Source organism: Marseilla massiliensis, assembly GCF_016899855.1.
Classification (GTDB): Bacteria; Bacteroidota; Bacteroidia; order Bacteroidales; family Bacteroidaceae; genus Prevotella.
Window position 1 is genome coordinate 1 of record NZ_JACJJG010000123.1, and the last position, 7,284, is coordinate 7,284.

Genomic DNA, 7,284 nt, shown 5'->3' on the forward strand with positions numbered 1-7,284 from the left:
GGCTGCGAAAAAAAGACAATAAAATTAAGAATTAAGAGCTTATTAAATTAAGAATTAAGAGTTAAGAATTAAGAAAAACAGTCTTGTCAAATAAGCAGCAAGACATATTTTCTTAATTCTTAACTCTTAATTCTTAATTTAATAAGCTCTTAATTCTTAACTCTATAAGTCATTCGTATTCCTTCAGCGGCAGTTCCCCGCGCAGTACTCCGAGTGCGTTGTATGCCAGGGAGCCCATCTCGTTCTCCCCAGGCATTACCACTATCGGGGCGAGATAGTCAATCCTTGGGCGCAGGTTGTCTACGCAATAATCGCTATGTGCAATGCCTCCGGTCAGTATTATGGCCTCAACCTTGCCGCTCATGGCAACGTACATGGCGCCGATTTGTTTGGCTATGGTATATACCATGGCGTCAACCACTCCCTTGTAAGGCTCCTCGCCCTCTTCAGCCTTGCGCGATATGGTTATCATGTCGTTGCTGCCAAGGTGGGCGGTAAGTCCGCCTTTTCCGCTTATCAGTTGTTTCACCTGTTTCAGGGTGTACTTTCCGCTGAAGCAGATGTCGACAAGCTGTCCTGCAGGAAGCGTTCCGGCGCGTTCCGGCGAGAACGGTCCTTCGCCGTCAAGGGCGTTGTTTACGTCAATCACTCGTCCGTAGAGATGCGCTCCGATGGACATTCCGCCGCCCAGGTGGGCTACAATCAGGCGCATGTCTTCATACCTTTTGCCGAGCGAAGAGGCGTATTTGCGTGCTATTGCTTTCTGGTTAAGGGCATGGAAAATGGACTTCCGCTCGATATCTGGAATGCCCGTCAGGCGGGCCTCGGGGCACAACTCGTCAACCACCACGGGGTCGGCCGTATAGGCCGGGCAGCCGCATTCGTCGGCTATTTCCGCCGCTATGAGGGCGCCGAGGTTGCATGCGTGCTCGCGTTCGGCGTGCAACAGGTCGTACTTCATCTTCTCGTTTACGGCATATACGCCGCCGCTGAGCGGATGGAGCAGGCCTCCGCGGCCGATTACTGCGTCGAAGTCGAGCTTTATGTCGGCGTCGGCAAGGCGTTTAATGATGAAGTCCTTGCGGTATTCATACTGGTCGCTGATGTGCTTGAACGTCGACAGCTCGCTTACGGGATGGTGCGCTCCTGTCATCCATACGGGCTTCTCGTCGTCGTAAACGGCGATCTTTGTTGACGTTGAACCGGGATTTATAACGAATATACGCATAGTATTTAATTCATGATTCACAATTCATAATTCATAATTGGGGCACTTGTTAATTCATAATTCACGATTCATGATTCATAATTGGGCAAGGTGTTGATTCCTTATTCACAGTTCATAATTAATAATATGGTCACTTGTTGATTTATAATTCATAAAGTACAGTACATTGTCATCCTGCCCAATTATGAATCATGAATCGTGAATTATGAATTTCTCAGACGCATGCCATAGCGAGACTGTAGTATTTTGACTCGCACGAATCGGCCCTCGAGGCCACCACTACCGGGGCATTTGTGCCGCAAAGCATGCCGGCCGTCTCGGCCGAAGCAAAGAGGGTGATGGTCTTGTAGAACACGTTGCCCGACTCGATGTTGGGGAATATCAGTACGTCGGCATTGCCCACTACGGGCGAAGTTATGCCTTTGATGCGTCCGCTCTCGGTGTCGAGGGCTGTCTTTACGTCCATAGGGCCGCCAAGGCATACGTTACCGTAGCGGCCTTCGGCGGCACGTTGTTTCAGTTCTTCATAGTAAATGGAATGAGGGAATTTTTCGTTCACCTTCTCGGTGAAGTTGACCAGCGCTACGGCCGGCCGCTCTACGCCAAGACGTCGGCTCAAGCCGGTGGCATAGCCAAGTATCGCTTCAAATTGTTCAAGTGTGGGGCGGGGTATTACCGCGGCGTCGGCAAAGACGAGCATTTTGCCGTATGCCGGTATGAATGTCGCCGTTACGTGGCTCAATATCCTGCCTGGCTCAAGCAGTCCGTGCTCCTTGTTGAGTACGGCGTGCAGCAGGTTGTCAGTATTGAGCGTGCCTTTCATCAGTACGTCGGCTTCGCCCTGGCGTACTATTTCCACCGCGCGGCGTGCCGTGTCGTCGGGAGTGGGTACTATGATTACGTCCGTACGGTCGGGATATTGCCCGGCAAGGCGGGCAAACTCGGGAGCGCAGGTTCCGGCACACACCAGCGTGAAGTCGGCAATGCCTTCGCGCAGGGCGCGCTCTACAACGTATTCCGTATGCGAGTCGGCCGGGCATGCCACGGCTACACGCTTACGTCCGTGCGACAGGCGGAGCATGTCCGTTATGTCGCTAAAATTTCGTATCACTCTCATGGTTAATAAATTGATATGGCAAATATACGCAAAGTATGTATATCTACAAAATAATTGGCAGTTAAATAAATTGTTTTTTGTATTTTTAGGCCAAACAAAAGGGAAAATAGAATATCTGACATAAAGAAACGAAAAATGTTTGTAATCATTGCGAATATTATCTACTGGCGTATCATTATGGCATATTTTACGGTGTTATCGGACAAAACGTAAGCTATAAATTGTAACCTGTAGTATGCAAAAACGCCCTTTACGGCATGTCGTGGCGCCCCTTTTTATGTGTGGTGTGGGCGCCTGTTGAAAAGTGGTTAGGTGAAAATTGTAAGCAAATGGAACGTCTTTGCTTACACTCGCGTCAGTTTAACGTGTGTCGTATAGTGGTCGTTATTTATTTGGTATGGGTTTGCTTACAGACTAAAAGGCCGTCTTTCGCATCCCGAAAGACGGCCTTTGGCATTGCTGTTGACGGCCTTTTAGGATGCCAAAGACGGCTTTTCGCAAGCTTATCGAAATGTCTTCGTAACGGTGGCTTTATGCAATTATATTACTCCAGACGGCAGCCAACTTACAGATTTTGCGTATATTTGTTGCCCGAATATATGATGCGGCTCGGCAAAGTAATGTCAAAAACTTCGTTTTTTTCTTTCCATTGCGCTCGCCTTTCACTATATTTGCAAAGCATAAGCCGTCAGGCGTGGGCTTGACGGCGTTCGACTAATCTTAAAAACACTGGTTTATGAAAAGGATATTGCCTATATTGATGGCGTCGCTGTTGCTTGCCGCATGCACGATAGGCGGCGATGAGGATAGCGACTACGGCACGGGACTGCTCGAAAGGGGTACGCCCGCTCCTGATTTTGTGATAACCGAGAATACCGACGGCAGCGACTTGCGGCTCTCCGATCTGCAGGGCGGTTACGTGTTGGTAGAGTTCTGGGCGTCGTGGTGTCCCGACTGCCAGCGTGAGACGGACAACATCAAAGCCATTCACGACACCTACGGCCCACGCGGACTTACCCTCGTGGGTGTGTCTTTCGATGAAGACGCGGAGCAGTGGCAGGACTACATCACCGAGAACGGCATGGACTGGCTGCACCGGCGTGAGACGGTGGCGTGGAAGGAAAGCCCCCTGTCGGCGGCATATAATATAAGGTGGATTCCTACGTTGTACCTGATTGACCCGGCGGGCGACGTCCGCTTCGCTACGGTTGACGTCGGCGAGATGGTTGACTCGCTTGAAGTGATTGACTTAGGAATACGAAATAATTAAGAATTAAGAGCGTATTGAATTAAGAATTAAGAGTTAAGAATTAAGAAAATATGCCTTTATTACTATAACCGTCAAGACTATTTTTCTTAATTCTTAACTCTTAATTCTTAATTATTATTGTTTTGTTAGTCTCAGTTTTTTGCCGTAATTGAGCATTCTCCATATCCATTCGAGCGGTCCGAACTGGCAATATCTTAGCCAAAGGCTGCTCAACAGCACTTGGAACACGAACACGCAGAGAGCCGTAACCTCTGTCTGCGTAAGGCCGAAGCTGGCTCCAAGTCCCATGCCTATGCCATAAAAAAGGAACATTCCGATAACAGACTGACCGATATAGTTTGTCAACGCCATCCTGCCCGGCGCCGCCATCCATCGCCAGAAAGCGCCGTTGCGGCTGTGTAAGTATATAAGGCACAGCGCCGACATGTACGCCAGCCCCATCGGGTAGACGCTTACGAGATAGAGAATGTCGTGCATCGGTGTGCCCAAAGGATGCCCGTTGACGGCACTCCATGCATAGACCAGCGATAGGGGAACGCCTATTGTGAAGCCCGTAATAGCCGTCTTGCGCAGCAGGCGCTTGTGATTTTCAAGGTCGGCGTACATCCGGCGGCGGCCGATATAGAAACCGAGAATGAACAGTCCCATGACTTTGAAATAGCGGTTGCCGTCAACAAACTCCTGCACTCGCACCAAAGCGCCTTGTACAAGAAACTGGAACACCTCTTTATATGTGTCGGCATCGCGCAGCCAATAGCCGAAGTTCTCTTCCGTTATGCCGTACATCCGGCAGTAATGCCACTGCGCCCGCACGGCGGGGGCCGACAGGCTGACGCCCGCAAGGTTGGCCGCCGTATCGACGACGATGGGCAACAGCACGAACGCAGCTGCCCAACAGAGCAGTCCGCGGTCGCTGACGTTGCGGAAAAGGGGAAGCGCCATGCCCATCAGCGCGTACAACATGAGTATGTCTCCGCTCCATATGAACATAAGATGGATGAAGCCTATCAAAAGCAAAACGGCCATACGGCGATAAAACAGACGGAATCCGCCAGCTCCCCTCTGTGCCGCATGGCTGATGATTATCAAGAATCCCATGCCGAAAAGCAGTGAGAACAGTGTGTAGAACTTGCCGTCAACCATCATGTATTGCAGGAAACGGACAATCCGGTCGACACCTGCCGACGGCATGGCGGCTGCTATTTCGGAAGACTGGAACGTGTAAAGGGAGAATTCGGGATAGTTGGCAAGGCAAATGCCGAGCAGCGCAAAGCCCCTTAGAGCGTCGAGAATGATGTACCGCTCGGATGGCTTTACGGGTGAAATATTCGTATTTTGCATTATAATGGGTTGTGGATTTTTATCTCTTTCTCATGCTTACCATCATCACGCTGGCAAGAATGACCGCCAGTCCGGCAATCTGCACCGCCGTAACATGCTCGCCGCCGATACCCGCTCCGAGTGCAACGGCCACCACGGGATTGACGTATGCGTGGGTTGCCACTTCCGAAGCAGGGCGCACTTTGAGCAGCCATACGTAGGCGGAGTAGGCGAGCAGCGAGCCGAAAGTTATCAGATAAGCAAGTGAAAGCCATGAAGTCATTGATATTGTGGCCATGTCTGCCGTTGAGAAATCATCGCTAATAGTTGCGCAAATGCTGAATACCACGCTGGCGGAGAGCATTTGCCATGCCGAGCCGGCAAAGCCGTTGGTCTCTTCTTCGGCAGAGGAGCGGTATTTGGAGTACAGCGTTCCGCACGCCCATGATATGCATCCGCCCACCAACAGGAGTATTCCTACTTCGCTGTCGGGGTGTACCGACGTGTCGGAATATAGCTGTTCGGCATACAGCATGCCTACTCCCGCAAAGCCGAGTACCATCCCCAAAACCGTGGCAGGCCGCCTGAAGTTCTGCCGCCAGGCACGAACGTCGAGCAACATTATCCACAACGCCGTCGACGAAGCCACTATCGCGACAAGGCTACTGCTGACGTATTGCTGGGCAAACATAATCACCGCCTGGTCGATAAACAGCAATACGATACCGCTTACGGCAGATTTCAGGATGAGTTTCTTCTTCAAAAGCTTCTCGCCACGCCATCCGCAAATGGCCAGCAGCACGGCTCCTGCCATGCTGAAGCGCAGCGCCCCGAGCATGAACGGCGGTATGTCATGTAGGCACTGGCCGATGAAGAAGTAGGTGGAGCCCCACACAACGTAGATGAGGAAGTAGGCAATGACAACAGGCATGGAGGCGGTTTTTTGAATTAAGAATTAAGAGTTAAGAATTAAGAAAATATGACTTGACCGTTGTTTTTACACTGGCTTATTAGGCTCATCGGGCTTATTAGACTTATTGTTATTACAATCAAAACATATTTTCTTAATCCTTAACTCTTAATTCTTAACTTCTACGGCTCTTAATTCTTAATTTTTAGTTTCTCGTTTTGATTTCGCAGTTGGCCGGAGCCTTGATGTTTTCGTCGATGGTTATCGACCCGATGCTGTCTGCCACGATACGTCCCGATGTGGGGTTCTTGATGTTCGTGATGGCGCCACGTATGTCGGCGTTGAGCGTAGAGTACTCAAATGCGCGGTCGCAGTCGGCGTCGAAGGTGCAGTTCTCTAATATAAGGTCGTGCGCATAGCACAGAGGCTGCTCGCCGGAGATGTGGCAATTCACGAGACGGAGGTTCTTGGAGTGCCATCCGAGGTATTCTCCGTTAAGCTCAGAGTCGTATATTGTGACATTCTCTACTTCCCAGAAAGCGTCCTTTGTGGTAATCTTGGCGTTGCGGATTTCCACGTTCTTGACGTACTGGAACACGTATTTGCTGTCGCTCTCGAGGCCGTCAACACGGATATCGTTGCTGAACATGAACGGATAAGTGCCTCCGTGCAGTTTCAGGTTCTTTATGTTTATGCGGTTACAGCGCCAGAACACCTCGTCGGCATCGTTCATTTCCACGTTCTCTATGTCGATGTCGTTCATCTCACGAAACATCTTCGGCGCGTCGATTACCGTGTTGCTCATCTTCAAATGGTCGGAATACCACAGGGCGGAGCGGCCGCCTACGTCGAAGTAACAGTCCTTGATGGTGAATCCGTGGACATGCCAGAAGGGGTAGTTGCCCTCAAAACGGCAGTTGGTAGCTACAATGTTGCTGCACTCCTTGATTGCCGACTCGCCCTCGCGGATGGTCACGTTATCGAGATGTAGGTCATGTGAGGCGAACAACGGGCGCTCGCCGCCGAATTCAGTGTTTGCTATCAGTTTCATATCTTTTTGCCTTTTATTTTGTTTTCTGTTGCAAAATTACACAAAAAAGAAAGAAAACAAGGTATCAGATTTACGGATAAAACAACCAACCTTACGGTTGAAAGAATAATTAAGAATTAAGAGCGGAGAAATTAAGATTTAAGAGTTAAGAACTGAAAGTCAGCGTTAAGCTAATTAAGAAAATATGACTTGGCTGTTGGGGAGATAAGGTCGAATGAGCCTGATGGGCCTAATAGGCCAGAGTAAGGACAACTGTCAAGGCATATTTTCTTAATTAGCTTAACGCTGACTTTCAGTTCTTAACTCTTAAATCTTAATTTCTCCGCTCTTAATTCTTAATTTATGGTTACCGCGTTGCCGATGCATCCGTTAGGCATCTGCACGTGTA

The 7,284-nt window shown here is 49.7% G+C and carries 6 protein-coding genes; 1 reads left to right on the top strand and 5 read right to left on the bottom strand.

Annotation, left to right across the window (positions count from 1 at the left end; translation table 11 throughout):
* Positions 1 to 169 precede the first annotated feature (169 nt).
* Positions 170 to 1,228 (bottom strand): butyrate kinase, encoded by a 1,059-nt coding sequence (gene buk, locus H6A34_RS12855; RefSeq protein ID WP_205105842.1) that lies wholly within the window; start codon positions 1,226 to 1,228, stop codon positions 170 to 172.
* Between the two features lie 214 nt (positions 1,229 to 1,442).
* Complete coding sequence (locus tag H6A34_RS12860) at positions 1,443 to 2,345, bottom strand: phosphate acyltransferase (protein WP_205105843.1); 903 nt, start codon at positions 2,343 to 2,345, stop codon at positions 1,443 to 1,445.
* A gap of 736 nt (positions 2,346 to 3,081) precedes the next feature.
* On the opposite strand from H6A34_RS12860, the gene H6A34_RS12865 reads away from it, so the two are divergent.
* Positions 3,082 to 3,615 carry a peroxiredoxin family protein gene (locus H6A34_RS12865; RefSeq protein WP_205105844.1) on the top strand — a complete coding sequence of 178 codons (534 nt, stop codon included), beginning with the start codon at positions 3,082 to 3,084 and terminating at the stop codon, positions 3,613 to 3,615.
* Between the two features lie 114 nt (positions 3,616 to 3,729).
* Here H6A34_RS12865 and H6A34_RS12870 read toward each other — a convergent pair whose 3' ends face one another.
* The 3 genes from H6A34_RS12870 to H6A34_RS12880 form a co-directional block, all read right to left on the bottom strand.
* Positions 3,730 to 4,956 carry a DUF418 domain-containing protein gene (locus tag H6A34_RS12870; protein WP_205105845.1) on the bottom strand — a complete coding sequence of 409 codons (1,227 nt, stop codon included), beginning with the start codon at positions 4,954 to 4,956 and terminating at the stop codon, positions 3,730 to 3,732.
* 19 nt (positions 4,957 to 4,975) lie between these two features.
* Positions 4,976 to 5,866, bottom strand: a complete 891-nt coding sequence (locus H6A34_RS12875; RefSeq protein WP_205105846.1) for an EamA family transporter — start codon at positions 5,864 to 5,866, stop codon at positions 4,976 to 4,978.
* Positions 5,867 to 6,050: 184 nt separating this feature from the next.
* The gene (locus tag H6A34_RS12880; protein ID WP_021948766.1) at positions 6,051 to 6,896 is read right to left on the bottom strand and encodes a DUF3737 family protein; all 846 of its coding nucleotides are present in this window, start codon (positions 6,894 to 6,896) and stop codon (positions 6,051 to 6,053) included.
* Between the last annotated feature and the right edge of the window lie 388 nt (positions 6,897 to 7,284).

Bases quoted from the DNA above. Each gene is read 5' to 3' on its own strand.
- H6A34_RS12870 (WP_205105845.1), bottom strand. From the start codon at position 4,956: ATGCAAAATACGAATATTTCACCCGTAAAGCCATCCGAGCGGTACATC.
- H6A34_RS12865 (WP_205105844.1), top strand. From the start codon at position 3,082: ATGAAAAGGATATTGCCTATATTGATGGCGTCGCTGTTGCTTGCCGCA.
- buk (WP_205105842.1), bottom strand. From the start codon at position 1,228: ATGCGTATATTCGTTATAAATCCCGGTTCAACGTCAACAAAGATCGCC.
- H6A34_RS12875 (WP_205105846.1), bottom strand. From the start codon at position 5,866: ATGCCTGTTGTCATTGCCTACTTCCTCATCTACGTTGTGTGGGGCTCC.
- H6A34_RS12880 (WP_021948766.1), bottom strand. From the start codon at position 6,896: ATGAAACTGATAGCAAACACTGAATTCGGCGGCGAGCGCCCGTTGTTC.
- H6A34_RS12860 (WP_205105843.1), bottom strand. From the start codon at position 2,345: ATGAGAGTGATACGAAATTTTAGCGACATAACGGACATGCTCCGCCTG.